Raw genomic sequence first — 26,084 nt, forward strand, 5'->3', positions numbered from 1 at the left:
GTGGCCGGGTCCAAACGCCGCCGGCCGGGGCCGGCGGCGTGGTCGTCAGGCGTGCCGGCCGGGGCCGGCGTCGTGGTGTTCAGATCCAGCGCCGGCCGGGGCCGGCGCGGGGTCGTCAGTTGCAGCGCGGGTCGTTGCGGGCGCCCGGCTGGCGGCAGACGTCGCGCTGGTCGCGGCGTTCGTTGGCGCCCGACGGATCGCGCATGCCGGTGCCGCCGATGCCGAAGTTGGGGCCGCGGTTGTCGTCGCGGCGGGAATCGTCGCGCCGGGGTTCGTCGCGGCGGCGGTCGTCGCGGCGACGGTCCTCGATGCGGCGATCGTCGCGGCGGCGCTCCTCGACGCGGCGGTCGTCGCGGCGGCGGTCGTCACGCCACTGGCCGCGGTCGGGCACGCCGGGGCGGCGCAGGTCGTCGCCGCCGGGGTTGCGCGGCCGCGGGCGGTAGTCGTCATAGTAGACCGGCGGGCGCTGCGGCCGGTCGTCCCAACGCGGCGAGCGGTACCAGCGCTCCCGCTCGCGGTAGAACGGCCGGTTGACGTACCAGCGGTCCCAGTAGCTCTCGATGCCGAAGGTGATCACCGGCACGCCGATGCGCGGCGCATAGCGCGGCAGCTCGACGCGCTGCTGCGCGTAGATCATCTCGATGTAGTTGCCCGACACCCAGCCGCGCGCGCCGCGCCAGTTCACGTCGCACCACGACCAGCCGGCGACGCAGCCGTAGACGTCGATCGCGTCGCCGCGCTGCACCGTGGTGATCTTCGGGTAGGCCGTGCCGGGGCCGGCGCGCATGTTGACGTTGCCGGTGGCGTAGGCGTTGGCCGCCTCGGCCGCCGCGGGCAACAGCAGCGACGCGACGAGTGCCGCCATCGCAAAGAGCCTGCGCTTCATGACCTGGTCCTCCGTATTCTGTCCGGCGCTTCGCGGCACCGGCTGCGGCGGCATTCGCCGTCCGCGCGGGTAGACGCACGGATCGACCGGATGTTCCGCCCCTCGTCAATATAGCGGAGAAGCTGAGCGGGCGCTGAAGCCCGCGTTCATCCACCGTTCAGCTTTCGGGAGAAGGCACCCGCCGGCCGCATCGCCGGCGCCGCCGCGAAAAGCCGATTTCCCCGGCGCGCGGCATGCTGTAGGCCTCGCGCCATGAACTATCGCCACGCCTTCCATGCCGCCAATTTCGCCGACGTGCTGAAGCACGCCGTGCTCGCCCGCATCCTCGCGCACCTCCGCCAGAAGGAGGCCGGGTTCCGCGTGATCGACACCCACGCCGGCATCGGCCTCTACGACCTCGCCGGCGACGAGGCGGGGCGGACCGGCGAGTGGCGGGGCGGGCTCGGCCGGGTGCTCGACGCCGCCCTGCCCGCCGCGACGAGCGACTTTCTCGCCCCCTGGCTCGCCGAGGTGCGCGCCGCCAACGCGGGGCCCGAGATCGCGCTCTATCCCGGCTCGCCGCTGATCGCGGCGCAGATGCTGCGCCCGCAGGATACGCTGGTCGCCAACGAGCTGCACCCGGAGGACCACGCGACGCTCGCCGCCGTGCTCGGCAAGGATGCCAAGGTGATGAGCCTCGACGGCTGGACGGCGGTGAAAAGCCTGCTGCCGCCGCCCGAGCGGCGCGGCCTGCTGCTGATCGACCCGCCGTTCGAGCAGCCGGGCGAATTCGACCGCCTCGCCCGGGCGCTGACCGACGCCCACCGCCGCTTCGCCACCGGCATCCAGCTGCTGTGGTATCCGCTGAAGGACCCGCAGGCCGTGGAAAGCTTCATCGACCGCGTCGAGGCCACCGGCATCCCGCGCATCCTCCGCCTCGAACACTGGACCCGCCGGGTCACCCCGGACGGCCCGCTGGTGGCGGCGGGGATGCTGGTGGTGAACCCGCCGTGGACGCTGGCGGACGACGCGAAGGCCGCGCTGCCGGGGCTGACCGAGGCACTGGCGACCGGGCCGGGGGCGGGCTGGCGGGTGGGGTGGGTGGCGGGGGAGTGAGGGAGCGATTGGCCGGGCCATTCTTCCCCGTGCAAGTCGCGTGCTTCATTTGTGAATCCGGGACGTTCCGCTGGCAGAGATGGTGAGAGCGCTTCCCGCCGACGCCTCGGCTTTTCCCTCGCCCTTCGAGACAGCCGCTGCGCGGCTTCCTCAGGATGAGGGAAAAAGACAAGCGTTTGAAAACACAGAAAAACGCCCGGAGGCCTCATCCTGAGGAAGGCGCAACGCGCCTGTCTCGAAGGACGAGGCCGGGTGCGCTGTCCCCTCGCCGATCTCCAGGCCGAACGGCAGCGGCGAGCGCGAGGGCGTTCGGCTCCAGCCGAACGACTATCAGAACTGGAACGATCCGATCAGCCAGCTGATCGTCGTGGAATCGCCCGGCGTACCGGGAAAGGTTCCCCGCGCGACGAGCGATCCATCCCGAAAGAAGGCGAGGTTGGCGCCGTTTCTTTCGTGCAGGGCGAATGGGATCGCGTAGCGCTCGGATGCTGCGGCGACGGAGATTTCCACCCCATTGTGGACAAACGCCGAGCAGCGGATGATCGCGCGCAGGCGGCCGTCGCCATCCTCGAACACGTCGATCACGGTTCCGTCGAGCCGCCCTTGGCCTGCGGCCGAGCAAAAGTCCCAGGGTTCGCCGATGCTGGCGATGATTTGGCGACCGATGAGGGGGTGGGGCATGGGCATAAGGGACCGTTCGTAACTTCGGCTATCCATGTCACCAGGACCGCGTTGCTGTTCGCCGGTCTATGCAGAGAATATTGTTATTTTGCACTAAAGGTCGATTAAATGTAATGCTGAGGCTTGGAGATCACAGATGACAAGCCGCACCATTCCAGAACCGGTTCAACGCCAAGTCCGTCAAGATTGCGGCTTCGGCTGCGTAATTTGTGGCGCCCCTATCTTCACCTATGATCATATCGACGAGTTCAGCATCACCCAAAGCCATGAATCAAGTAACATTGCGCTCTTGTGCTACAATCATCATATGGAAAAGACAGCAAAAAGACTGTCTAAAGATGTCGTAAAAAAGTATCGCGCATCACCGCATAACAAAATGCGCAAATCTAAGGGAATTCATACATGGATACTTCAGGGTAATTCGGTTGAATTTCGAATTGGAAACAACGTATTTGGATCTCCGGCCATGAGTGACGGTGAGAAATACGTAGCAATCAATTTCATGGAGATGGAGATATTCTCTGTGCGACGCGAAGGAGATAATCTTCTTGTGTCCATATTCATCAACGACATCGAAGGAAATCAAGTTCTTAAAATCATCGATAACGAGATGATTCTCGGTGAAAATCTTTGGGATTTTGATTTTTCCGGAACTCGAATGAAAATAAGATCACTTTCTAATCCTAAAAGAGTAATCAATTTTGAATTTAACCCAAATACAAGCGTAATATATATATCTGAATCTAGATTTAGAATTGATTATCCCAGATTTGCAGCTTTGAATCCGTTTGAAAACTATCGAGAAATTAGAATTGAAAAGGATCTGACAGTCATACTTCCTAGTAACACGATAATCTCTGGCTTTCACTGCTATGTGGGGCGGATCGGAATGCGAATAGTCTGAACTAATTTATTCCATCAAATCGACTTTGATGAATCAATCAATTTTGGCTCATCGTCTGCAGAAAGTGGTTGGGAAATCGAGTGTGCAGCCGTGCGTGCTCGGAAGTAGCCGATTGAGCCTTCATTTAGCTGAGAGTTGGATCCCCGCTTTCGCGGGGATGACGGCTGAGTTTTGTGCGGGGGTGGACGCTGCAAGGGCCGTCGTAGTCTGCCCGGCGGCACGAACCAGCCCGGTGCAACTGCATGGCGATCGTTTGATCGTCATCGAAGCATCGTCATGGTCCGCGCAGGCGGACCATCCACGACCCGCGGCCTGGACAGGTCTCCGATGAAATTGATGAGGCCATGAAGCTGCGATCGACGGCACAGGCGACCAGGGACGAGGCACCGTGGCCGGCGGCCTTCGTGGATGGTCCGCCGGCGCGGACCATGACAAACTTCCTGCCTTCTCTTCGGCGATTGCCCTGCTTCATTCCCCTCCCGCCTTGACCCCGCCCCTCCCCTCCGCCACCTTCTCAACTCCGCTGCTTCGGCAGCCCTCCGTCATTCATTCAGGCTGCCCCATGCGTCTGCCGTCGCTGATGTTCGCCGCGTTTGCGGTTCTCACCGCCCCTGCCCTCGCCGCCGATTACTATGGCGGGGGGCAGCGGCCCGTCGCGGCGGTCGAAGTTCCCGGGGTGCCGGCGTGTGACGATGCCGGGGTGCTGGGGACGATTGCGACCCGGCATGCGGGGGCGACGCCGGAGACGAAGAACGGGGTGGAGATCGCGCTGATCGAGCGGATCGGCGCCGGCTATGTCGTGGCGAACGGGCCGAGCTCGATCGTGCACCGCCATTGCGCCGCAACCGCGCTGCTCTCCACCGGCGGCCGCGACGAGCTGGTCTACCGGATCTCGCAGCGGCAGGGTTTTGCAAGTATCGGCTGGAACGTCGAGTTCTGCCTCGCGCGTAACGACGCCTGGTACGTCTACGGTGCCGGATGCCGCTCGCTGCGCTGAGCGCTGGTCTGCGGCGCGCCGCAACGCGCAGGCGGGCGGCCTCGCGCCTTGCCGTGGCGGGTATCTTTGCGCTCGGCCTCGGCGCGCTGCTGGTGCCGGAGGTCTTCGCCCCGGCGGCGGCCGACGAGCCGGGCGACTTCGAGTTCTACGTGCTGTCGCTGTCGTGGTCGCCGAGCTATTGCGAGGCGGAGGGGTCGGAGCGCGACCGGCTGCAGTGCGGCTCCGGCCGGCCGTTCGCCTTCGTGGTGCACGGGCTGTGGCCGCAGGCGGCGCGCGGCGAGGGTCCCGCTTTCTGCGATGCTTACGACGAGCCGTCGCGGCGGACGGTGGACGGCGTGCTCGACATCATGCCGAGCCCCGGCCTGGTGCGGCACCAGTGGCGCAAGCACGGCAGCTGTTCCGGCGCCGATCCCGATGAATTCTTTGCGACCGTTCGCGCGGCGCGCGCGCGCGTGGCGATTCCCCCTGCCTATCGGCGGCTCGACCGCTATATGTCGGTGAGGCCCGAGGCGGTGGAGGCGGCGTTCGTCGCCGCCAACCCGGGATTGAAGGACAACGGCATCGCCGTGACCTGCGACCGGCACCGGCTGCGCGAGGTGCGCATCTGCCTCACCCGCGACCTCGACTTCCGCAGCTGTCCGGAGGTCGACCGGCGCGGCTGCCGGCAGGCGAGCGTCGCGATGCCGCCGGTGCGCTGACGCGGCGAGGATACGCGACGATTGAAGAACACGGCCGAAGGGCCGGGAAGGTTTCGGGAGGATGACGAGGACGATCCGCATGGGACACGCCCTCAGATCGGCACTGGCGGCGGCGCTGGCCGCGCTGCTCGGCGTCGTGATCGGCGCCTTGCCGGCGGCGGCGGCCGAGACCGTGCGCTTCGGCAACGTCACCGCCGTCTGCGAGGACGACGGCAGCTGCGCCGCGCTGCTACCCTCCACCGAGCGCCGCGCCGCGGCCGACGGGCGCGAGCAGCCGGTGGCGGTGTTCCAGCTGCAGCGGGCGCCGGGCAGCCGGGCGCGCTGGACGATGTCGTTCACCACCCTCGCCGACCTCGCCGACCGCGACCGCACGATCGCCATGGCGGTCGACGGCGGTGTCGGCGTGACGCTGCGCGCCGAGGCGGACTATGCGCCCTTCGTGCGGCCCGACAGCTTCTACATCCTGTCCGCCGCCGGGCGCGACCGGATGATGATCGACCTGCAGTCGGGCGCGACGCTGCGCATCCGCTACATCGACATCGCCGGGGCGCCGCGCGAGCCGCGCTTCGCCCTCGACGGGCTGACCGCCGCGCTGGCGCACATCGACCGCGCGCAGAACCGCATTGCCGGCGACCGCCGCACCGGCCCGCCGGAGGACCTGCCGCGCGCGCCGGCCGTGGACGTGCCGGCGATGATCGCCGCCGCCGGCGTGCCGGCCGAACTGGTCGCCCGCCACGGGGCGACCGAGTGCGAGGCGATCGATTCGCCGCGGCTTTCGGCGATCGAGCCGCTGATCGGGCCGCTGTCCGACACGGCGACGCTCTATGTGCTGCCCTGCTACGCCCGCGACGGCGGCCGGGTGGCCGCAAGGCTGTGGCTGATCGAAAGCGGTGAGATCGGCGGCATCCACCCGCTCTACTTCGCCGACTATTCCAGCCGCTTCGGCTGGACCGGCACCGAGGTGCTGGAAAACGTCGCCTATGACGAAGGCGCCCGGGTGCTGACCGCCACCATGCCCGGCACCTCGGACGGCTGCGGCCGCACCGGGCGCTGGCGCTGGGACGCCTATGCCTTCAAGCTGGAACGCTTCGCCGTCTGGGAGGACTGCATCCGGCCGCGCGCCGCCGCCACCTGGCCGGTGGTTTACGAGGGGCGCTGAGCGGGCTACCACTGGCCGCCGGCGGCCCGACGCCGGGCCGCACCCCGCCGCCGAGGACATCCCGATGACCGAGTTCACCCTGCTGAGTTCCCCGCCCTCGCCGTTCGGGCGCAAGGTGAAGATCGCGGCAAGCCTGCTCGGGCTTAGCGATCGCATCACCGTGGTGGCGGTGGAGACCGTGGTGCCGGACGCCGAGCTGCTGGCGCGCAACCCGCTCGGCAAGATCCCGGCGCTGGTGCCGGCGGGCGGCGCGGCGCTCTACGACAGCCGCGTCATTCTCGAATATCTCGACCATCTCGCCGGCGGCGGCCGGATCATCCCCACCGAGACCGGCCCGCGCTTTGCCGCGCTGACGCTGCAGGCGCTCTGCGACGGGCTGATGGATGCGGCCCTGCTGCAGGTCTACGAGACGCGGCTGCGCCCCGAGGGCGAGCGCAGCCCGGGCTGGAGCGCGCGGCAGGCGGAGAAGGTGCGCCGGGCGCTCGCCACGCTGGAGGCCGCCCCGCCGACGGCGGTCGGCGATCCCGCGGCGATCACGGTGGGTGAGATCGCGCTCTCAGCAGCGCTCGGCTACCTCGACCTGCGCTTTGCCGGTGCCTGGCGCGCCGAGCATCCGGCGCTCGCCGCCTGGCTCGAGAGCTTCGCCGCCGCCGTGCCGGCCTTCGAGGCGACCCGCTTCAAGGGCTGAGTCCTCCCCCGCTTGTTTTATCCGGAGCAGCCATGTCCGACACGCCCACCGCCCCCATCGGCTTCGACGACTTTCTGAAAGTCGACATCCGTGTCGGCGTGATCGTCGAGGCGGAGCCGCTCGAGGGGGCGCGGCGGCCGGCGCACAAGCTCAAAGTCGATTTCGGACCGGAGATCGGCGTCAAGCGGACCTCGGTGCAGATCACCGAGCACTACGCGCCGGAAGATCTGGTCGGGCGCAAGGTGCTGGCGGTGGTGAACTTTCCGCCCAAGCAGATCGGCAAGTTCATGTCCGAGGTGCTGACGCTCGGCGTGCCGGACGAAAACGGCAAGGTGGTGCTGATCACGCCTGACAAGGACGTACCGGTGGGGGGGCGGATGTACTGAGGGGGTGTGCCGTGTGGCCTCCCCCCTCCCTGTCCCTCCCCCGCTTCGCAGGAGAGGGGACGAAAGACGAGATGTCTTTCGCAAAACTGATGTTTCGCCGAACCGAAGAGCCGTTGAGAACGACGCCCTGACCTCCTGCGTCCCCTCTCCTGCGCAGCGGGGGAGGGACAGGGAGGGGGGAAGCCCCACGGCACACACCCCTCAACACGGCACCCGCACCAGCGCCCGCAATCCCCCGAGCGGCCCCGTCGACAGGCGGATGTCGCCGCCGTGGGTGAGGGCGATGTCGCGGGCGATGGCGAGGCCGAGGCCGGAGCCGCCGACGTCCTGGTTGCGGGCGCTGTCGAGGCGGTGGAACGGCTTGAAGACGGCGTCGCGCTCGGCCTCCGGGATGCCGGGGCCGTCGTCGTCGACGATGACGGTGAGCCAGTTGTCCTGCCGCGTCACCTGCACCGCGGCGCGGCTGCCGTAGCGCACGGCGTTGCCGACGAGGTTGGCGATCATCCGCTTGAAGGCGAGCGGGCGCACGGCGGCGTTGGCCGGGCCGCCGGCGGCGATCGTCGCCGGGCGGCCGGTGCGCTCGGTCTCGGCGACGACGTCGGCGGCGAGCTGGTGCACGTCGGTGACGGTGCTCGGCTCGTCGGCGACGCCGCGGGCGAAGGCGAGATAGGCCTCGAGCATCGCCTCCATCTCGACCACGTCGGCGGCGAGCGCCTCGGCCTCCTCGCTCTCGGGCAACAGCGCGAGTTCCAGCTTGAAGCGGGTGAGAATGGTCCGGAGGTCGTGGCTGACGCCGGCGAGCATGGTGGTGCGCTGCTCGACCTGGCGCTCGATGCGCCGGCGCATCTCGATGAAGGCGTAGGCGGCCTTGCGCACTTCCCGCGCGCCGCTCGGGGTGAAATCCTTGGGGTTCTGGCCGCGGCCGAGCATCTCGGCGGCGACGGCGAGCCGCTGGATCGGACGGATCTGGTTGCGCAGGAACACGATCGACACGACGATCAGCACGAAGGCCGTCAGCACCATCCAGACGATGAAGATGTGCGAGTTGGAGGCGTAGGCGTGGTTGCGCGGCAGGCGGATGCGCAACACCGCCTCGGGCAGCGCGATGCGCACCTCGACCAGTCGCTCGTAGCTCACCGTATCGACGGCGAAGGGCAGCGTGATCTGGTCGGCGAGGCTCGCGGTCAGCGTCTCGTCGAGCAGGGAGAACAGCGGCGCCGGCGGCGTCGGCTCGAGGTCGGCGGCCGGCTGCAGGGCGATCGACATGCTGAGCCGCGCCGCGGCGATGCGCTGGATCGTCTCCATCGCGTCCGGATCCGGGCGGTCGAGCATCAGGTCGACGATGCTGGCGATGTCGCGCGCCACCGCATCGGAGAGGCGCTTCGTCACCAGCGTGTAGTGCCGCTCCATGAAGACCTGGGCGATCACCGACTGGAAGATCACCATCGGCACCACGACGATCAGCATCGAGCGGCCGAACAGGCTCTTGGGCAGGCGCCGGTTGATCGCCCGGCCGACCGCCGCCCAGAGCCCGGCGACCGGCGCCGGCATGATACGGCCGAGGCCGCGCCGGACAACGCGGACACCGGTCGCGGCGCGGTCGAGCCCCTCGCTGACCACGTCGGCGGCGTCGTCGGCAAGGTCCGGACCGTCGTCGTCCGGCGGTGCGGCGGCATCGATGTCCGGCGCGGCGGGCGGCAGCGTCCGGTGCGGCGGAGGGGTCATTCCTCGAACCTCAGCCGGTAGCCGATGCCGCGCACGGTCTGCAGATGCGCCGGATTGGACGGATCGGCCTCGATCTTGCGGCGCAGCCGGTTGATCTGCACGTCGATGCTGCGCTCGCCGACGCCGCCGTCGCCGCCGCCGATCAGCGCGTCGCGGGCGACGACGCCCTCGGGAGCCTGGGCGAACATGGTGAGCAGCTGGCGCTCCCGCTCGGTGAGCCGCACCGGCTCGTCGCCGTCGCTGAGGTCCTCGCGGCCGACGTCGTAGGTGAAGCGGCCGAAGCGGATGCTGCGGGTGCGGGTCATGCCGTCGGGCGCCGCGCTGCGCGAGCGCGCCCGGCGGCGCAGGATGTTCTGGATACGCAGCACCAGCTCGCGCGGCTCGAACGGCTTGGTCAGATAGTCGTCGGCGCCGGTCTCGAGGCCGCGGATGCGGTCTTCCGGCTCGCTGCGGGCGGTGAGCAGCAGCACGGCCACGTCGTGGGTGCGGCCGATGGCGGTGGCGAGGCTGATGCCGTCCTCGCCCGGCATCATCACGTCGACGATCAGGAGGTCGAAGGCGATCTGCTGCAGCTTGCGCCGGGTCTCCTCCGCGTTGGCGGCGACGGTGACGCGAAACCCCTCCTTGCCGAGGAAGCGCTGCAGCAGGCTGCGAATGCGGCTGTCGTCGTCGACGACGAGGATGTGCACGGCGTCGTCGGTGGGGGCGATGGCGGACGTGTCCGGCGCCTGCTGGCTCATGCCGTTCTCCTCGGGCTCACCTGTCGCCGCGCGGGCGATCAAGCGACGTCGTCGCTCGGCGCGCGGGGCGGCGCGTCGCGGTCGATCATGTTCTGCAGGAACGCGCGTGCCCCGGCGCGCCCGGCCGCGTCGAGGCCGGCGGCGGCCTGCTCGAGCCGCTGCGACTGGCGTTCGGCGAGCTCCTGCACCAGGCGGCTACCTTTGCGGGTCGCGTGCAGCAGGCGCTGGCGACGGTCGGATTCGCCCGGCGTCTGCAGGATGAAGCCCTCGTCGACCAGTTGCTTCAGCACCCGGCCGAGGCTCTGTTTGGTGATGCGCAGGATATCGAGCAGGTCGGTGACGCGGATGCCGGGGTTGCGCTCGACGAAATACAGCACCCGGTGGTGCGCCCGGCCGAAGCCGTAGCGCGCCAGCATCTGGTCGGCGTCGCCGACGAAGTCGCGGTAGGCGAAGAACAGCAGCTCGATGAGCTGGAAATCCGGGCCGGACGGCTCGGCGGCCTTGGCTGCCGGATCGACCGGCGGGGCGCTCCTCGAGAAATTTATGTCAGCCATATTGACTTATTCTGTTCCGATTGTTACTGGATGCGGCGTTCCAGCGAAACGATCGTTCTCGGTCGCCGTCGCAGCTTTGCGAAACGGTGATCGTCCCGCATCGTCGAGCCCGTTCGCGAGGGGCCGCTCCGCCCGGGATCCGATCGCCGAATCGCCACCGCTGCGGCGCTTCCCCGACCGGACAGGCCGGAAATGTCCGCCGAAACGGTTGTCCGACCCTCGATCCGTGGTGAAGATATCCGCTCGACCGCTGCGACGCAAAACCAATGGTCGCCCCATGACGGGCGCCGCGCTCCAAGGTCCAGGTGGGCCGCCGGGCGAAGGATCTGGGAGTTTCTGACATGGCGAGCGTTCCCTTCGACAGCCGCGACGGCGTCATCTGGTTCGACGGCGAGTTCGTCGACTGGAAGGATGCCAAGGTGCACGTGCTGACGCACGGCCTGCACTACGCCAGCTCGGTGTTCGAGGGCGAGCGCGCCTACGGCGGCGAGATCTTCAAGCTCGAGGCGCACACCGACCGGCTGATCGAATCCGGCCGCATCCTCGGCTTCGAGATCCCCTATTCGGCGGAGGTCATCAACGCCGCCTGCCGCGAGACGCTGCAGCGGATGAACCTCGTCGACGCCTATCTGCGCCCGGTCGCCTGGCGCGGCAGCGAGATGATGGGCGTTTCGGCGCAGCACAACACCATCCACCTTGCGATCGCCGCCTGGGAATGGCCGTCCTACTTCAAGCCGGAAGAGCGCCTGAAGGGCATCCGGCTCGACATGGCGGAATACCGCCGGCCCGATCCGAAGACCGCGCCGTCGAAGTCGAAGGCCGCCGGCCTCTACATGATCTGCACGATCTCGAAGCACGCCGCGGAAGCGAAAGGCTACGCCGACGCGATGATGCTCGACTACCGCGGCTATGTCGCGGAGGCGACCGGCGCCAACATGTTCTTCGTGAAGGACGGCGTCATCCACACGCCGACGCCGGACTGCTTCCTGAACGGCATCACGCGGCAGACGGTGGTCGACCTCGCCCGCGCCCGCGGCTTCGAACTCATCGAGCGCCACATCCTGCCCGAGGAACTCTCGACCTTCTCGGAGTGCTTCCTCACGGGAACCGCCGCGGAAGTGACGCCGGTGTCGGAGATCGGCCCGCACAGCTACAAGCCCGGCGAGATCTCGATCACGCTGATGAACGACTACATGGCCGCCGTGCAGCCGAAGAAGACCGCCGCCGCGGCGGAGTGAGGGTTGGGGCGGCTCTTCGGCTTTGCCGTGTGGCCTCCCCCCTCCCTGTCCCTCCCCCGCTTCGCAGGAGAGGGGACGCAGGAGGATGGGGCGCCGATCTCAACAGCTCTTCGATCCGGCGTGACCATCGTTGTGCGAAAGTCCCCTCCCCCATCGTCCCCTCTCCTGCGAAGCGGGGGAGGGACAGGGAGGGGGGAGGCCACACGGCACGAAGCCGCCGCCCGCCCCCCGAATATCACTCCGCCGGCTGCGGGTTCCGCGCCGTGAACAGCCGGCCGCCCTCGGTAACGAAGACGACCAGCACGGCAGCCGCGCCGAGCACGGCGAAGCTCAGCGTCAGGGGCACGGTGCTGCCGTCGAAGCGCTGGCCGATCTCGTAGCCGAGCACCGCGCCGATCACCGTGGTGGCAAAGCCCAGCGTCGAGGACGCCGTGCCGGCGATGCGGCCGAGCGGCTCCAGCGCCATGGCGTTGAAGTTCGACATCACCAGGCCGAACATGAACATCGTCAGCGACTGGAAGCCGACGAAGGTCCAGACGCTCTCGAAGCCGGCGTAGGCGACGGCGGCGTGCAGGGCGCTGGCGGCGGTGAAGCCGATCAGCGCCCAGTGCGAGACGAGGCGCATGCCGAGCCGGCCGACGATCTTCGCGTTGATGAACGACGAAATCGCCATGAAGATCGCGATGAAGGCGAACAGCACCGGGAACAGCGTGCCCGTATCCAGCACATCGACGAAGATCTGCTGCGCCGAGTTGATGAAGCCGAACAGGCCGCCCATCACGAGCGCTGTCGCCAGCGTATAGCCGTTGGCGAGGCGATTGGTGAGGGCGGTGCCGTAGTTGGCGAGGATGCTCGCGACGTCGGGCTTGCTACGCGCCGCCTTCGGCAGCGTCTCGGGCAGGCGCAGCGCCACCCAGCCGAGCACGAAGGCACCCGCCAGCGTCAGGAAGCCGAAGATCCAGCGCCACGGGCCGAACAGCACGATCGCCTGCCCCACCGAGGGCGCCACCACCGGCACGGCGATGAAGACGATCATGATCAGCGACATGACGCTCGCCATGCGGCGGCCGCCGTAGCAGTCGCGCACGATCGACATGCAGATGACGCGCGTCGCCGCCGCGCCGATGCCCTGGACGAGGCGGGCGAGCAGCATCTGGTCGAAGTCCGTCGCCATCACCGACACGGTGCCGGCGACGACATAGGCGGCAAGGCCGGCCATCACCACCGGCTTGCGGCCGAAGATGTCGGAGATCGGGCCGTAGAACAGCTGGGCGACGCCGAAGCCGATCAGATAGGCGGTGATCACCACCTGGCGGCGGTTGGGGTCGTCGACGCCAAGGGCGGCACCGATCTCCGGCAGCGCCGGCAGCATGGAATCGATCGCCAGCGCATTGAGCGCCATCAGCGCCGCCATCATCGCGACGAACTCGGCAAAGCCGAGCCCCTGATGCGGCGGGGTGCCCTGTTCTGCTGCAGCCATGTCCTGATCTCGCTCGCGTCTGTCCGGGGCCGGCAGGAACGGCGACGGCCCGGCCGGCCGCGCGAGGCTGGCGCGGGCGGGACGGGAGGCGATCCGGTCGGCTGCGGAGCCGTCCGGCCGGCGCCCAACGGGCGAAGCGGCGAAACGGGCTCCGGCGGAGAATGTGGTCACAATGCCGACCCGGCGGCCGAGGCGGCGTCCGGGGCAGGAATAGTAAGGGACTACTATGTTCTGCCAACCTGTGCATCCGGAAGCACGGATGCCAGACATGCCGGTGATGCATGCCACGGCGCGAGATGCGGGGAAAGCCGCGGAAACCGCCGGCGATCAGGGCGGCGGCACGGCGGCGGCGGGCTTCACATGCCCGTGAGCGGGCGCGGATGTTCTGCCGGACTCAGAGGTCCGACAGCACCGACCGGTCGATCGCGGCAAAATCCGGCCGGCCGAGCAGCGCCTGGGCGATGGCGATCTCCTCGGCGAAGATCGACAGCGTCCGCGCGACGCCGGGCTCGCCGGCGGCGGCGAGGCCCCAGAGGAACGGGCGGCCGATCATGCAGGCGTCGGCGCCGAGCGCCTTCGCCTTGATGACGTCGGTGCCGCGGCGCACGCCGCCGTCGAGCAGAACTTGTGCCCGGCCGGCGACGGCCTCGACGACGCCCGGCAGCGCGGCGGCGGCGGAGGGCACATGGTCGAGCTGGCGGCCGCCGTGGTTGGAGACGATCACCGCGGCAGCGCCGAGATCGACGGCGCGGCGGGCATCGTCGGGGGCGAGGACTCCCTTGATCACGACGGGACCGTGCCATTTCGCGGCGACGCGGGCGATGGTGCCCCAGTTGGCGGAAGCATCGCAGAGCTTGGCGACGTGCTGGGCCATGCTGGAAAATCCGGTCTGCGGCGCATCCGCCTCGAAGTTGCCGAAGCGCACCGGAGCGCGCAGGAAGCCGGCAAGCCAGGCGGGGCGCAGCGCCACCTCGAGCACGGTCTTGAGCCGAGGCCGCAGCGGCACGGTGAAGGCGTTGCGGATGTCGCGGTCGCGGCGGCCCTGCACGGCGAGGTCGAGGGTGAGGCAGAGCACGCGGTAGCCCGATGCGGCCGCGCGGGCCAGCATCCGGTCCATCAGCGCCTCGTCTTTCAGGAAATAGAGCTGGAACCAGCGGTCGACGCCGGGCACCGCGGCCGCGACCTCCTCGATCGAGGCGACGGAGTTCGTCGAGAGGCAGAAGGAGATGCCGGCCGCCTGTGCCGCCCGCGCCGCCGCCATCTCGCCGCCCGGCCAGAACAGCCCGGCAAGCCCGGTCGGCGCCAGCACCAGGGGCAGCGCCGAGCGCCGGCCCACGATGTCGACCGCGGCGCTGCGGGCCGCGACGTCGACGCCGACCCGCGGCATCAGGCGCAGCGCCGCGAGGTGGTCGGCGTTGTCGCGCAGGGTGCGCTCGTCGCCGGCGCCGCCGTCGATGAACTCGAAGATCGAGCGCGGCAGGCGGCGGCGGGCGAGCCGGCGCAGGTCGGCAATCGAGGCGGCGCGGTCGAGGGCGGTCATCGGTCTGGTCAAAGCCCCGCGGTAAGCCACAGCGTCAGCTGCGGGAAGATGATGACGAGGAGTAGCACGACGAGCGACCAGGCGAGGAACGGCAGCACCTCGCGGGCGATCTGCACGAAGGGCGTCTTCGAGATGCTGGCGACGACGAAGAGCAGCAAGCCGACCGGCGGGGTGATCAGGCCGATCATCAGGTTGATCACCACGGTGGCGCCGAAGTGGATCGGGTCGATGCCGAGCTCCATGCCGATCGGGATCAGCGCGGGGAGGAAGATGATCATCGCCGGCAGCGGCTCGAGCACTAGGCCGACGAGCAGCAGGAAGACGTTGACGATGATCAGCACGACCACCGGATTGGTGGAGATCGCGTGAATCATCTCGACGACACGGTCGGCGACCTGGCTCTCGGCGACGAGCCAGGAGAAGGGGGCGGCGGCGGCGAGCAGGAACAGGATCACCGCGCTGGAGCGGCCGGCACTGACGAGCAGGCCCGGCAGGTCGGCGAGGCGCAGGGTGCGGTAGACGAAGAAGCTGACCAGTAGCGCGTAGACCACGGCGATCGCCGCGATCTCGGTGTCGGTCATGTAGCCCATGCGGATGCCGACGAGGATGATCACCGGCATCAGCAGCGCCCAGCTCGCCCCGGCCGACACGCGCAGCCGCGCGCCCCAGCCGACCCGCTCGCCGGCGGGCAGGTCGCGCAGCCGGCCGATGATGGCGCAGATCGCCATGAAGCCGAGCGCCAGCATCGCGCCGGGGATCAGCCCCGACATGAACATCTTGGCGACCGACGTGTTCGCCATCTGGGCGTAGACGACCATCGGGATCGACGGCGGGATGATCGGGCCGATCAGGGCGCCGGCGGCGATGACGGCGCTGGAATAGGCGGGCTTGTAACCCTTCTCGGTCATCTGCGGGATCATCGCCTTGCCGATGGCGACGGCGTCGGCGACGGCCGATCCCGAGATGCCGGCCATCATGGCGTTGGCGCCGACCGAGACCTGGCCGAGGCTGCCCTTGCCGCGCCCGACCCAGACGGAAGCGAAGTCGATCAGGCGCCGCGTGATGCCGCCGCGGTTCATGACCTCGCCGGCGAGGATGAACAGCGGGATCTGCACGAGGGCGTAGAGCCCGATGCCGCTCAGCATCGACGTCGGCAGCATGACGAGGTCGACGACGCGGTCGGTCTTCAGCTCGATGCCGAGCCAGGCGGCGATGATCATCGCGAAGCCGACCTCGGTGCCGAGAATCAGCAGCGCGATGAAGATGACGAACAGGAGAGCCATGACATTCAGCCTTGCAGCCAGCCGGCCTGGATCGCGAGGCGGCGCACGAGGCGCCAGGCGATCAGCGGGATGAGGAGCACGACGCCGACGAGGACGCCCGTGGCGGGAACGGCGAGGGAGAAGTCGGTGCCGAGCACGATCTGGTACTGCGCCATCTGCACCATCACGATGCTCTTCACCGTGAGGATGGCGAGCAGCACCAGGAGCAAGAGGTCGAGCAGCGTCTCGATGACGAGGATCGCCGGCTTCGGCAGCACTTCGTGCAGGAAGGTGATGCGGATCGTCTCGTCGGTGGAGAAGGCACGGGCGATGCCGACGTAGCAGAGCCAGGTCAGGCCGATCTTGACGTACTCCTCCGGCGAATCCCGCCAGAAGGTGACGTAGTTGCGGTCGATGAACTGCGAGAAGACGATGACCAGCAGGCCCGCGACCAGCAGGGCGATGATCGTGTCGAGCAGCAGGCCGACGCCCCGCCCGAGGACCGCGATGGCGCGGTCGATGGTCTCGAAGGTCATGATCGGGCTCCGGGTCCGGGCGGGCTCGGCCCGGCGGACGCAGCATGCGGAATGGGTTTCGAAAAGCGTGCAGCCGGCGGACGACCGGCTGCACGAGGGACCCTGGGGCGGCCAGCCGCCCCAGGGGAGGTGATCGGAACGGGTCGGAAGGTCAGTCCTGCATCGCGCGGATCTTGGCGACGAGGCCTTCCGGCCAGACGCGGCCTTCGAAGTTCTTGTAGACGTCCTTCAGGGCCTCGCGGAACGCTTCCGTGTCGGGCTGCGTGACGGTGACGCCCTGCTCCTTGAAGATCTTGTAGCCCTCGACGTCGACCGCCTCGCCGGCTTCGGTCATCGCCATGCCACCGGCCTTCGCGGCCGCGCGGAAGATCTCGCGCTCGGCGTCGGTGAAGGACGCCCAGAGGTTCTCGTTGATGTACCAGGCCGCCGTCTCGTAGATGTGCTCGGTCGGCGTGAAGTGCTTGGCGATCTCGTACCACTTGTAGCCGACGGCGGCGTCGATACCGTTCTCGTGGCCGTCGACCTGGCCGCGCTCGATGGCGTTGTAGGTGTCGCCGAGGCCGAGCACGACGGGCTTGGCGCCCATCGCCTCGAAGGCGAGGCGGATGCCGTCGATCGGCGGGATGCGGATCTTCAGGCCGACCATGTCCTCGGGCTTCGAGACGGCGCGGACCTTGTTCTGCACGGCGCGCGGCGAGCGGGCGCCGTAGACGGCGAAGATGCGCACGCCGGACTGGCTGGCGAGCTCGTCGTAGAGCTCTCCGAACACTTCGCTGTTGGCGATGCGCTCGGCGTCTTCCTTGGAATCGAACAGGTAGGGCACGTAGGCGACGTTGAGCGCGGTGCCGCCGCGCAGCACGCCGGCGTTGCCGATCGCGAGGTAGGTCATGTCGACGGTGCCGAGCTGCACGCCGTTGATCAGCGCCTGGATGTCGCCGAGCTGGCTGTCGGGATAGACCCGGACCTTGATCTTGCCTTCGGAGAGGCGCTCGACCTCGTCGGCGAACACCGGCAGCGCGGTATGAATGGTGCTGGCGGTCGGCCACGGCGATCCGAGGCGGATTTCCTTGACCTCCTGGGCGAAGGCCGATCCGAGCGTCGCCGCGGCGAAGGCGGCGGCTGCGAGCAGTCCTGAAATACGCATTGTTTCCTCCTGACCGGTCTTGAGCCGACCATTTCGTTGTGGCCGTGCCCCGTCACATTCCGCGGCGTCGAGGCGGTCATCCGGCGCCAGCTGGTATGAAAGGCTAACCACGAGTCCGAACGACGGTCAACCCGATCGGCAGAGGAAATTGGAGAGAGTTCAATAAATGCCATCAAAACCAGCATGTTATAATTTGACGCCGCAGATCAATTGGCTTGCGGGAGTTGACAAGGGCAAATGGTGCGGTAATCCTTTCATACCAATCGAGGTCAGGCACATGGAAATCCAACCGATCCGCCGACGTCGCGTCTACGAGGACGTGTCCGAGCGGCTGGAGGAGATGATACGGACCCGCACGCTGCGCGAAGGCGACGCGCTGCCGTCCGAGCGCGAGCTGATGGAGCAGTTCCAGGTCGGCCGCCCGGCGGTACGCGAGGCGCTGCTGTCGCTGCAGAAGGCCGGGCTGATCACCGTCGGCAACGGCGAGCGGGCGCGCGTCAGCAAGCCGGACGCGCAGCACTTCATCCAGGAGCTGTCGGCGACGGCGCGGGTGTTCCTCGCCAATCCCGACGGCGTGCGGCACTTCCAGAGCGCGCGCATGCATCTCGAGGTGTCGCTCGCCCGCCATGCGGCGCGCGAGGCGACCGAGGCCGACATCGCCCGTATCGGCGGCGCGCTGGCGCGCAACGCCAAGGACGTCGGCAACGTCGAGGCGTTCGAGAAGTCCGACCTCGCGTTCCACTTCGAGATCGTGCTGGTGGCGCGCAATCCGCTGTTCAACGGCGTGCACCAGGCCGTGGTGCAGTGGCTCGCCGAGCAGCGCGAGGTGTCGCTGAAGGCGAGCCGCGCCAAGTCCAACGCCCTCGCCTTCCACGAGCGCATCTACGAGGCGATCGCCGCCCGCGACCCGGACGCCGCCGAGACGGCGATGCGGGAGCATCTCGAGTCGGTCGCCAACTTCTACTGGCAACACGCCGGCCGTTGAGGCCGCCCCGGAGAGTTTCGTCCATGAGTTTCGTCATCGCCGTCGACTTCGACATCACGCCCGGCGCCGAGGCCGCGTTTCTCGACCTCGTCTCGGTGAACGCGGCGGATTCGGTCCGGCTCGAGCCCGGCTGCCAGCGCTTCGACGTCACGGCCACCGCCGATGGCCGGTCGGTGTTCCTCTACGAGATCTACGACGACGAGGCCGCCTTTCGCGCCCATCTCGAGACCGCCCACTACCTCGCCTTCGACCGGGCGAGCGCGGCGATGATCGCGGCGAAAAGCGTTCGCCAGCTGGCGCTGAAGGCGAGCCCCGAGAAGCAGCCGGCCTGACCCGGCCGCCAAGAAGACGACGCCCGGCCACGCCGAGAAGGCCGGCCGCGGCAGAGGAGAGGACCCCCGCATGACCCCCGCCGTTCCCGCCCGCACCCTTAAGCAGAAGTTCGCCGCCGACGGCCATGCCTTCGGCCCGATGGTGATCGAGTTCTTCACCCCCGGCATGGCGGCGATCGCCGCGGCCGCCGGCGCCGACTTCGTGCTCTACGACATGGAGCACTCGGGCGCCGAGATCGGCGACATCAAGGAGCAGTGCGCCGCCGCCCGCGGGCTGGGCATCGCGCCGCTGGTGCGCGTGCCGTCGGGAGAATACCACTTCGTCGCCCGGGCGCTCGACGCCGGCGCCGAGGGCATCATGGTGCCGATGGTCGAGAGCGCGGCGCATGCGGCCGAGATCGTCTCGTTCGCCCACTATCCGCCGAAGGGCCGGCGCGGCGCGGCGTTCGGCGTCGCGCACGACGGCTACCGCGGCGGCGACCCGGTGGCGAAGATCGCCGCGGCGAACGGGCGGACACTGATCATCCCACAGATCGAGACCAAGACGGGCCTCGAGGCGGTCGAGGACATCGCCGCGGTCGACGGCGTCGACATCGTCTGGGTCGGCCACTTCGACCTCACCAACTTCCTCGGCATCCCGGCCGCCTTCGACCATCCCGACTACGAGGCGGCGCTCGCCCGGGTGCTGGCCGCGGCCGACGCCAACGGCAAGCCGGCCGGCTTCATGGCCGCCGACGAGGCGTGGGCCGAGGCCTACTACCGGCGCGGCTTCCGCGCGATCGCCTACGGGCTCGACCATCTCCTGTTCCAGAAGGCGCTGGCCGGCGGCCTTTCCCTGCTGAACGGCCTCGCCGCCGCCACGCCGGCGCGAGGCTAAGCCATGCCCGTGCTCGGATGCATCGCCGACGACTTCACCGGCGCCACCGACCTCGCCAGCACGCTGGTCGCCGGCGGCATGCGGACGATCCAGGTGATCGGCGTGCCGGACGGCCCGCTCCCCGCGGACGCCGACGCCGTCGTCGTCGCCCTGAAGAGCCGCAGCATCGCGGCCGATGCGGCGGTGGCGCAGTCGCGCGCGGCGCTCGCCGCGCTCCGCGCCGCCGGCTGCACGCGGATCTTCTTCAAGTACTGCTCGACCTTCGATTCCACCGACGCCGGCAACATCGGCCCGGTGACGGAGGCGCTGATGGCGGCGCTCGGCGCCGGCTTCACGGTCGCCTGCCCGGCGTTCCCGACCAACGGCCGCACCGTCTACAAGGGCCACCTCTTCGTCGGCGACCGGCTGCTGAGTGAGTCGGGTATGGAGAACCATCCGCTCAACCCGATGCGCGATCCCGACCTCGTCCGCGTGCTCGGCCGGCAGACGGTCGCCCGCGTCGGGCTGATCGAACACACCACCGTCGCGGCGGGGCCGGCGGCGATCACGGCGCGGGCTGGCGACCTCGCTGCCGCCGGCATGCCGATCGCCATCGCCGATGCGATCTCCGACGCCGACCTGATGGCGCTCGGCGCGGCGTTCGCGGCGCTGCCGCTGCTCACCGGCGGCTCGGGCCTCGCGCTCGGCCTGCCCGCCGCCTACCGGGTCGCCGGGATGCTCGGCCCGACGCGTGACGCCGCGGCGCTCGCCGTGCCGGCCGGTCATGCCGCGGTGGTGTCGGGTAGTTGCTCGAAGGCGACCAACGCGCAGGTCGCCGCCTGGCAAGCGGAGGGCCGGCCGGCGTTCCGCATCGATCCGCTGGCGCTCGGTGACGGCGACGCCCTCGTCGACGAGGCCGTCGCCTTCGCCCTGCCCCGGCTCGGCGACGGCCCGGTGCTCGTCTACGCCACCGACACGCCGGACGGGGTCAAGGCGGCGCAGGCCCGGCTCGGGCCGGAGGCGAGCGGCGCGCTGGTCGAGGCGGCGCTCGCCGCGATCGCCGGGCGGCTGGTCGATGCCGGCGTCGCGCGCCTCGTGGTCGCCGGCGGCGAGACCTCCGGCGCGGTGGTCGAGGCGCTCGAAGCCCAGCAACTGCGCATCGGCGCGCCGATCGATCCGGGCGTGCCGTGGACGACCACCGAGTCGCGCGGCCGGCCGCTGGCGCTGGCGCTGAAATCCGGCAACTTCGGCAGCACCGACTTCTTCGCCAAGGCGCTGGCGCGGCTGGACGGCTGAGCCACCACGACGACGGGCACGGGAGAGCGGCGATGGCGCTGAGCGAAGAGGGCCGGCTGCGCGAGGCGATCTGCGACTTCGGCCGATCGCTGTTCGACCGCGGCCTGACGGCGGGATCGAGCGGTAACATCTCGGTCGCCCTCGACGACGGCGGCTGGCTGATGACGCCGACCAACGCCTCGCTCGGCCGGCTCGATCCGGCGCGGATCTCGAAGCTCGGTGCCGACGGCCGGCTCGTCTCCGGCGACGCCCCGACCAAGGAGATCCCGCTGCACCGCGCCGTCTATGACGTGCGTGGCGGTGCGCGGGCGATCGTGCACCTGCACTCGCACTATTCCGTCGCGGCGTCGCTGCTGGAAGGCATCGATGCCGCCTCGATGCTGCCGCCGCTGACGCCCTATTTCGTGATGAAGGTCGGCCGGTTGCCGCTGGTGCCGTATTTCCGGCCCGGCGACCCGTCGGTCGCGGACGTGATCCGCGACCTCGCCCGCCACCATGCCGCGGTGATGCTGGCGAACCACGGCCCGGTCGTCTCCGGGGAGAGCCTCGACGCCGCGGTGAACGCGATCGAGGAACTCGAGGCGACCTCGCGCCTGTTCGTCGACCTGCACGGCAAACCGCACCGCGCGCTGAGCGAGGCGCAGATCGAGGAGTTGCGGCAGACGTTCGGCGCGGTCTGGTAGGCCGTCAGAACCCGACGACGGCCGCGCCGCCGGTGGGCGGGACGGCGTGCAGGAGCCGGTAGTCCCGAGTTCATTTCCCGAAAGGTTTGGGACCCGTCCAGCCACCGACTCCGATGACGGGCGGCTCGACGATCGTGATGAACCACTCGTTCTGGTTCCTCCACGAGATTTCCTTGAAACTCACCTTGAGCTTCCCGATCTCCTGCCACCAAGCCATCAGGATGTCGGGCGACTCCATTTCCTTGGGCTGATACTGGAACGGAATCCCATAGTAATTCAGCTCGACAAGCTTTGAATATAGATCTTCGTTCTCCCAAGGCCGACCTTGGTCGATAAACGGAATTTCTCTTCGGAATTTAAATGTATCCAACAAACGCCTTCTACCTGAAAGGAGGATGCGTCCGTTTCTCTGATTCTCGACGTTGAGTGGAGCCGCCGCTCCATGTTTCCCAGCCAAGATCGTCAACGGGAGCGTCCGTCCCCGATAGGGTGTCATCGCAGATCGATCCGTTTCCAGCAGTTTCATCAAGCTAAGAAGCGGACGAAATCAAAGCAATCAGCGTGGCTGAAAAGGTGATGCGCGCCCGATTCTGACGGAGGCGGCTGTCAAACGCCGATGGCCGGCTTTGAACACGCCGAAGCGGATTTCAGAACCCGACGACCGCCGCGCCGCCGGTGAGGCCGGCGCCGGCGGCGGCGAGCAGGATGCGCTCGCCGGGGGCGAAGGGGCGTTGCGCGTGGCTGAGCGACAGCGACAGCGGGATGGTTGCGGCCGACGAGTTGCCGTAGTCGGCGATCGAGCGCACCACCGCGGCGTCATCGACGCCGAGGCTGCGGCCGACGAGGTCGAAGATGCGCGCGTTGGCCTGGTGCGGCACGAAGCGGCTGACCGCCTCGGCCTTGAGGCCGGCGCGCTCCAGCGCCCGCGCCGAGCAGCCCGTCATCAGCCGCACCGCCTCGGCGAAGAGCTGCTTGCCGTCGGCGATCGTCATCAGCGTTTCCTCGACCGCGACGTCCGGCCCGAAGGGCTTGGCGCTGCCGCCGGCGTCGATGCGGACGATGCCGTAGCGTGACCCGTCGGAGGCGAGGTCGACGCCGAGCAGGCCGGCGGCGGGGTTCTCCGACGGCGTCAGCACCACGGCGCCCGCGGCGTCGGCGAACAGGATCGCGCTGGCGCGCTCGGCCCGGTTGATGCGGCGGCTGAGCAGGTTGGCGGCGACGACCAGCACCGGCCGGCCCTGCGCGCGGACGAAGCCGTCGGCGAGGGCGAGGGCGTAGAGGAAGCCGGCGCAGGCCCCGGCGAGATCGATCGCCCCGGCCTGCGGCAGGCCGAGGCCGTGCGCGACCAGCGGCGCCGAGGGCGGCAGCAGGTGGTCGGGCGTCGAGGTGGCGAGCAGCACGAGGGCGATCTCGGCCGGGTCGATGCCGGCGTCCGCGATGGCGTGGCGGCCGGCTTCGGTGGCGAGGGCGGAGAGGCGGTCGTCCGGGCCGGCCCAGCGCCGGGCGCGGATGCCGGTGCGGCGCTCGATCCAGCCGGGCTCGAGCCCGAGGTCGGCCTCGATCTCGGCGTTGAGCACGATGCGCGCGGGGACGGCATGGCCGAATCCGGCGAGGCGGACGCCGGGGGTCATGGGGCGGGGGTTCCGGTGGGAGCGGCGCTGGTCGTGCCGCGGGGGCCACCCCTCTCCCTGTCCCTCTCCCACAGGGGGAGAGGGGACGATGGGGGCGAGAGATTTGTGGACGAGGCGACAGCCGCGAGGTTCGGGGATGAGGCGAGTCCCCCCCTCCCCGGCCCTCCCCCTCGAGGGGGGAGGGGGTGGTTGGGGCACGGCGGTGCCATTGGCGTCCCCTCTCCCCTTGTGGGAGAGGGACAGGGAAAGGGGTCGGCCACACGGACAGAGCCGGCGACTTGCGTCCCCTCCCCCCTCGAGGGGGAGGGACAGGGAGGGGGGGAGGCACGGCGGGGGAAGGCGATGAGAGGGAGGCCCGGCAGGTGGGGCTTACCCCTCTCCCTGTCCCTCTCCCACAAGGGGATAGGGGACCCTGCGACGTGGGCCTCGGTCAATCGTCCCCTCTCCCCTTGTGGGAGAGGGACAGGGAGAGGGGTGGGCCGCACGGAAGAGCCCCTCATCCCCGCCCCACCACATCCGCCGCCGCGTCGATCGCGGCGTAGGCGCGGTCGAGTTCGTCGCCGGTCACGCAGTAGGGCGGCATCAGGTAGATGATGTTGCCGAGGGGGCGGATCAGCAGGTCGCGCTCCAGAAAGAACGCCTTCAACTGCGGGCCGACGCCGGCGAGGTAGCCGGCGCTGCCGGCGAGGTCCAGCGCCGCGATGGTGCCGCAGCGGCGGACGTTGACGAAGCGCGGGTCTCCGCGGAAGCGGGCGAGGCGCTGTTCCTGCATCGCACAGAGCGCCGCGACGCGCGCGGCGACGGGCTCCTCGTCCCAGAGCTTCAGGTTGGCGAGGGCGGCGGCGCAGGCGACCGGGTTCGCCGTGAAGCTCGACGAGTGGAAGAAGGTGCGGGCGCGGTCGTCCGAATAGTGCGAGGCGAAGATCGCCTCGGTGGCGAGCGTCGCGGCGAGCGGCACGACGCCGCCCGTCAGCCCCTTCGAGGTGCAGAGGATGTCGGGCGCGAGGCCGGCCTGCTCGCAGGCAAACAGGGTGCCGGTGCGGCCCCAGCCGGTCATGATCTCGTCGAGCAGCACCAGCGCGCCGTGGCGCCGGGCGACCGCCGCCATCGCGGCGAGCACCTCCGGCGCATACATCAGCATGCCGCCGGCGCCGAGCACCAGCGGCTCGACCAGCAGCGCCGCGACGTCGCCACCGGCGCAGGCGGCCTCGAGGGCTGCGAGCGTCGCCGCGCCGTCGCCGTTCGGGAACGGGATGCGGACGACGTCGAACAGCAGCGGCTCGTAGGGCGCGTTGAACACCGAGCGGGCGCCGACCGACATCGTGCCGATGGTGTCGCCGTGATAGGCGTGCTCCAGCACCACGATGCGGGTGCGGCGCGCGCCGAGATGGCGGAAATGGCCGAGCGCCATCTTCAGCGCCACCTCGACGGCGGTCGATCCCGAATCGGAGAAGAACACCCGGGTGAGCCCCGGCGGCGCGCGGCGGACGAGGCCGCGGGCGAGCTCCTCGGCGTAGGGGTGGGTGAAGCCGGCGAAAATCACCTGGTCCATCGTGTCGACCGCCGCCTTGATCGCTGCGACGATCGCCGGGTGGCGGTGGCCGTGCGTGACCACCCACCACGAGGCGGCGAGGTCGAGGATGCGGCGGCCGCCCTCGGCGAGGATGTAGGCGCCCTCGGTGCCGACCGCGCGGATCGGCGGCGGCTCGGACCCGTGCTGGGTGAACGGGTGCCAGACGGGGGATGGGTCGGAGGGGAAGTCCATGTCCGGCACTCGTGCGCTTGCGGCCACGCCCGGGCGCCGGCGCCACGGCCGGCAGCAAGGGCCGTCACGGGTTAGCACGCGCCGCGCTGCACCGCAAAAGCCGCGTCAGGCCCCGAGCCCGCGCCGGATCGCCGCGACGTCGATGTTGGCCGCGAAGGCGGCGGCGAGGGTCCCCGGGTCGAGCGGGTCGAGGCGCGGCAGACGGCCGAGGATCGGCACGCCGGAGAACGCGGCAATGGTGCGCGGGTTGTCGGCATGGGCGTCGCCGATGAAGGCGATGCCGAGCAGCGGAATGCGGCGCGCGCGGATCGCCGCCACGGACAGCAGCGTGTGGTTGATGGTGCCGAGGCCGGTGCGGGCGCAGAGGATAAGCGGCGCGCCCCAGCGGGCGAAGACGTCGGCGTAGAGCACGTCGCGGGTGAGCGGCACCAGCAGCCCGCCGGCGCCCTCGACCACCAGCGGGCCGGCGACGTCGGGCAGCAGCAGCGCGTCGGGGTCGATGGCGACGCCGTCGATCTCGGCGGAGAGATGCGGCGAGGCGGGGGTGACGAGGCGGTGCGCCTCGGGCAGCAGGCGCTCGGGCGGCAGGGCGGCGAGGCGCGTGACGGTCTCGCTGTCGGTCTCCTCGTCGAGGCCGGACTGCACGGGCTTCCAGTAGGTGGCCTGGAGGGCGGCGACGAGGCCGGCGGAGAAGACGGTCTTACCGATGCCGGTGTCGGTGCCGGTGATGATGACGGGGGTCATGGGGTGGTTCCGGCGGGGGCTCGGTGGGTTGAGGACGAGGCGTCGGTCGTGTCGGGGGGCTTGCCACCGGCTGTGCCGG

General features: G+C 69.4%; 27 protein-coding genes. 13 read left to right on the forward strand and 14 right to left on the reverse strand.

The window, feature by feature from the left end; genetic code table 11:
• Nucleotides 1-115: 115 nt before the first annotated feature.
• Nucleotides 116-886, reverse strand: a complete 771-nt coding sequence (locus I5731_RS11615; protein WP_197311538.1) for an SH3 domain-containing protein — start codon at nt 884-886, stop codon at nt 116-118.
• A 252-nt stretch (nt 887-1,138) separates the two neighbouring features.
• Between I5731_RS11615 and I5731_RS11620 the strand changes: the two genes are divergently transcribed.
• Nucleotides 1,139-1,981: a 23S rRNA (adenine(2030)-N(6))-methyltransferase RlmJ gene (locus I5731_RS11620; protein WP_197311539.1), complete on the forward strand. Its 843-nt coding sequence runs from the start codon at nt 1,139-1,141 to the stop codon at nt 1,979-1,981.
• Nucleotides 1,982-2,311: 330 nt separating this feature from the next.
• On the opposite strand, the gene I5731_RS11625 is transcribed toward I5731_RS11620, so the two are convergent.
• Entirely contained in the window at nt 2,312-2,662 is a 351-nt protein-coding gene (locus I5731_RS11625; RefSeq protein WP_197311540.1) for a hypothetical protein, read from the reverse strand.
• Nucleotides 2,663-2,798: 136 nt separating this feature from the next.
• Here I5731_RS11625 and I5731_RS11630 point away from each other — a divergent pair, with 136 nt between their 5' ends.
• The 6 genes from I5731_RS11630 to I5731_RS11655 all read left to right on the forward strand — a co-directional run bounded on the left by I5731_RS11630 (nt 2,799) and on the right by I5731_RS11655 (nt 7,494).
• A complete protein-coding gene (locus tag I5731_RS11630; protein WP_197311541.1) occupies nt 2,799-3,566 on the forward strand; it encodes an HNH endonuclease signature motif containing protein in 768 nt (255 codons plus the stop codon).
• A 562-nt stretch (nt 3,567-4,128) separates the two neighbouring features.
• On the forward strand, nt 4,129-4,563 hold the full coding sequence (locus I5731_RS11635) for a hypothetical protein (RefSeq protein WP_197311542.1): 435 nt from the start codon (nt 4,129-4,131) through the stop codon (nt 4,561-4,563).
• Complete coding sequence (locus I5731_RS11640; RefSeq protein WP_197311543.1) at nt 4,545-5,261, forward strand: ribonuclease T2 family protein; 717 nt, start codon at nt 4,545-4,547, stop codon at nt 5,259-5,261. The genes I5731_RS11635 and I5731_RS11640 overlap by 19 nt, the downstream gene beginning before the upstream one ends.
• A 79-nt stretch (nt 5,262-5,340) precedes the next feature.
• A complete protein-coding gene (locus tag I5731_RS11645; RefSeq protein WP_197311544.1) occupies nt 5,341-6,420 on the forward strand; it encodes a DUF1176 domain-containing protein in 1,080 nt (359 codons plus the stop codon).
• 64 nt (nt 6,421-6,484) lie between these two features.
• Nucleotides 6,485-7,108, forward strand: coding sequence for a glutathione S-transferase family protein (locus tag I5731_RS11650; RefSeq protein WP_197311545.1), 624 nt, complete (start codon nt 6,485-6,487; stop codon nt 7,106-7,108).
• A 32-nt stretch (nt 7,109-7,140) separates the two neighbouring features.
• A complete protein-coding gene (locus I5731_RS11655; RefSeq protein ID WP_197311546.1) occupies nt 7,141-7,494 on the forward strand; it encodes a tRNA-binding protein in 354 nt (117 codons plus the stop codon).
• A gap of 201 nt (nt 7,495-7,695) precedes the next feature.
• On the opposite strand, the gene I5731_RS11660 is transcribed toward I5731_RS11655, so the two are convergent.
• From I5731_RS11660 to I5731_RS11670, 3 genes are all read right to left on the reverse strand, one after another.
• Complete coding sequence (locus tag I5731_RS11660; RefSeq protein ID WP_407941840.1) at nt 7,696-9,045, reverse strand: ATP-binding protein; 1,350 nt, start codon at nt 9,043-9,045, stop codon at nt 7,696-7,698.
• A 170-nt stretch (nt 9,046-9,215) separates the two neighbouring features.
• Nucleotides 9,216-9,959, reverse strand: a complete 744-nt coding sequence (locus I5731_RS11665) for a response regulator (RefSeq protein ID WP_197311548.1) — start codon at nt 9,957-9,959, stop codon at nt 9,216-9,218.
• Nucleotides 9,960-9,997: 38 nt separating this feature from the next.
• The gene (locus I5731_RS11670; protein WP_197311549.1) at nt 9,998-10,513 is read right to left on the reverse strand and encodes a MarR family winged helix-turn-helix transcriptional regulator; all 516 of its coding nucleotides are present in this window, start codon (nt 10,511-10,513) and stop codon (nt 9,998-10,000) included.
• A 341-nt stretch (nt 10,514-10,854) separates the two neighbouring features.
• Between I5731_RS11670 and I5731_RS11675 the strand changes: the two genes are divergently transcribed.
• Nucleotides 10,855-11,751: a branched-chain amino acid aminotransferase gene (locus I5731_RS11675; RefSeq protein WP_197311550.1), complete on the forward strand. Its 897-nt coding sequence runs from the start codon at nt 10,855-10,857 to the stop codon at nt 11,749-11,751.
• A gap of 235 nt (nt 11,752-11,986) precedes the next feature.
• Here I5731_RS11675 and I5731_RS11680 read toward each other — a convergent pair whose 3' ends face one another.
• From I5731_RS11680 to I5731_RS11700, 5 genes are all read right to left on the reverse strand, one after another.
• Nucleotides 11,987-13,501 (reverse strand): multidrug effflux MFS transporter, encoded by a 1,515-nt coding sequence (locus I5731_RS11680; RefSeq protein WP_197311551.1) that lies wholly within the window; start codon nt 13,499-13,501, stop codon nt 11,987-11,989.
• Nucleotides 13,502-13,625: 124 nt separating this feature from the next.
• A complete protein-coding gene (locus tag I5731_RS11685; RefSeq protein WP_197311552.1) occupies nt 13,626-14,771 on the reverse strand; it encodes an alpha-hydroxy acid oxidase in 1,146 nt (381 codons plus the stop codon).
• Nucleotides 14,772-14,779: 8 nt separating this feature from the next.
• Nucleotides 14,780-16,054, reverse strand: a complete 1,275-nt coding sequence (locus I5731_RS11690) for a TRAP transporter large permease (RefSeq protein WP_197311553.1) — start codon at nt 16,052-16,054, stop codon at nt 14,780-14,782.
• Nucleotides 16,055-16,059: 5 nt separating this feature from the next.
• Nucleotides 16,060-16,569 carry a TRAP transporter small permease subunit gene (locus I5731_RS11695; protein ID WP_197311554.1) on the reverse strand — a complete coding sequence of 170 codons (510 nt, stop codon included), beginning with the start codon at nt 16,567-16,569 and terminating at the stop codon, nt 16,060-16,062.
• 151 nt (nt 16,570-16,720) lie between these two features.
• Nucleotides 16,721-17,713 (reverse strand): TRAP transporter substrate-binding protein, encoded by a 993-nt coding sequence (locus tag I5731_RS11700; protein ID WP_197311555.1) that lies wholly within the window; start codon nt 17,711-17,713, stop codon nt 16,721-16,723.
• A gap of 277 nt (nt 17,714-17,990) precedes the next feature.
• Between I5731_RS11700 and nanR the strand changes: the two genes are divergently transcribed.
• The 5 genes from nanR to otnC all read left to right on the forward strand — a co-directional run bounded on the left by nanR (nt 17,991) and on the right by otnC (nt 21,865).
• Nucleotides 17,991-18,698, forward strand: coding sequence for a transcriptional regulator NanR (gene nanR / locus I5731_RS11705; RefSeq protein ID WP_197311556.1), 708 nt, complete (start codon nt 17,991-17,993; stop codon nt 18,696-18,698).
• Between the two features lie 23 nt (nt 18,699-18,721).
• Nucleotides 18,722-19,030 (forward strand): putative quinol monooxygenase, encoded by a 309-nt coding sequence (locus tag I5731_RS11710; RefSeq protein ID WP_197311557.1) that lies wholly within the window; start codon nt 18,722-18,724, stop codon nt 19,028-19,030.
• A gap of 70 nt (nt 19,031-19,100) precedes the next feature.
• A complete protein-coding gene (locus tag I5731_RS11715; protein ID WP_197311558.1) occupies nt 19,101-19,907 on the forward strand; it encodes an HpcH/HpaI aldolase family protein in 807 nt (268 codons plus the stop codon).
• A gap of 3 nt (nt 19,908-19,910) precedes the next feature.
• Nucleotides 19,911-21,182: a 3-oxo-tetronate kinase gene (gene otnK, locus I5731_RS11720; RefSeq protein WP_197311559.1), complete on the forward strand. Its 1,272-nt coding sequence runs from the start codon at nt 19,911-19,913 to the stop codon at nt 21,180-21,182.
• A 32-nt stretch (nt 21,183-21,214) separates the two neighbouring features.
• On the forward strand, nt 21,215-21,865 hold the full coding sequence (gene otnC / locus I5731_RS11725; protein WP_197311560.1) for a 3-oxo-tetronate 4-phosphate decarboxylase: 651 nt from the start codon (nt 21,215-21,217) through the stop codon (nt 21,863-21,865).
• 70 nt (nt 21,866-21,935) lie between these two features.
• Here the strand turns inward: otnC and I5731_RS11730 are convergent, their stop codons facing one another.
• The 4 genes from I5731_RS11730 to bioD form a co-directional block, all read right to left on the reverse strand.
• A complete protein-coding gene (locus I5731_RS11730; RefSeq protein ID WP_197311561.1) occupies nt 21,936-22,361 on the reverse strand; it encodes a hypothetical protein in 426 nt (141 codons plus the stop codon).
• Nucleotides 22,362-22,512: 151 nt separating this feature from the next.
• Complete coding sequence (locus tag I5731_RS11735; RefSeq protein ID WP_197311562.1) at nt 22,513-23,496, reverse strand: beta-ketoacyl-ACP synthase III; 984 nt, start codon at nt 23,494-23,496, stop codon at nt 22,513-22,515.
• Nucleotides 23,497-23,992: 496 nt separating this feature from the next.
• Nucleotides 23,993-25,261: an adenosylmethionine--8-amino-7-oxononanoate transaminase gene (locus I5731_RS11740; protein WP_197311563.1), complete on the reverse strand. Its 1,269-nt coding sequence runs from the start codon at nt 25,259-25,261 to the stop codon at nt 23,993-23,995.
• 105 nt (nt 25,262-25,366) lie between these two features.
• Nucleotides 25,367-26,005 (reverse strand): dethiobiotin synthase, encoded by a 639-nt coding sequence (gene bioD, locus I5731_RS11745; RefSeq protein WP_197311564.1) that lies wholly within the window; start codon nt 26,003-26,005, stop codon nt 25,367-25,369.
• Nucleotides 26,006-26,084 lie beyond the last annotated feature (79 nt).

It is taken from the genome of Methylobrevis albus, from assembly GCF_015904235.1.
GTDB lineage: Bacteria > Pseudomonadota > Alphaproteobacteria > Rhizobiales > Pleomorphomonadaceae > Methylobrevis_A > Methylobrevis_A albus.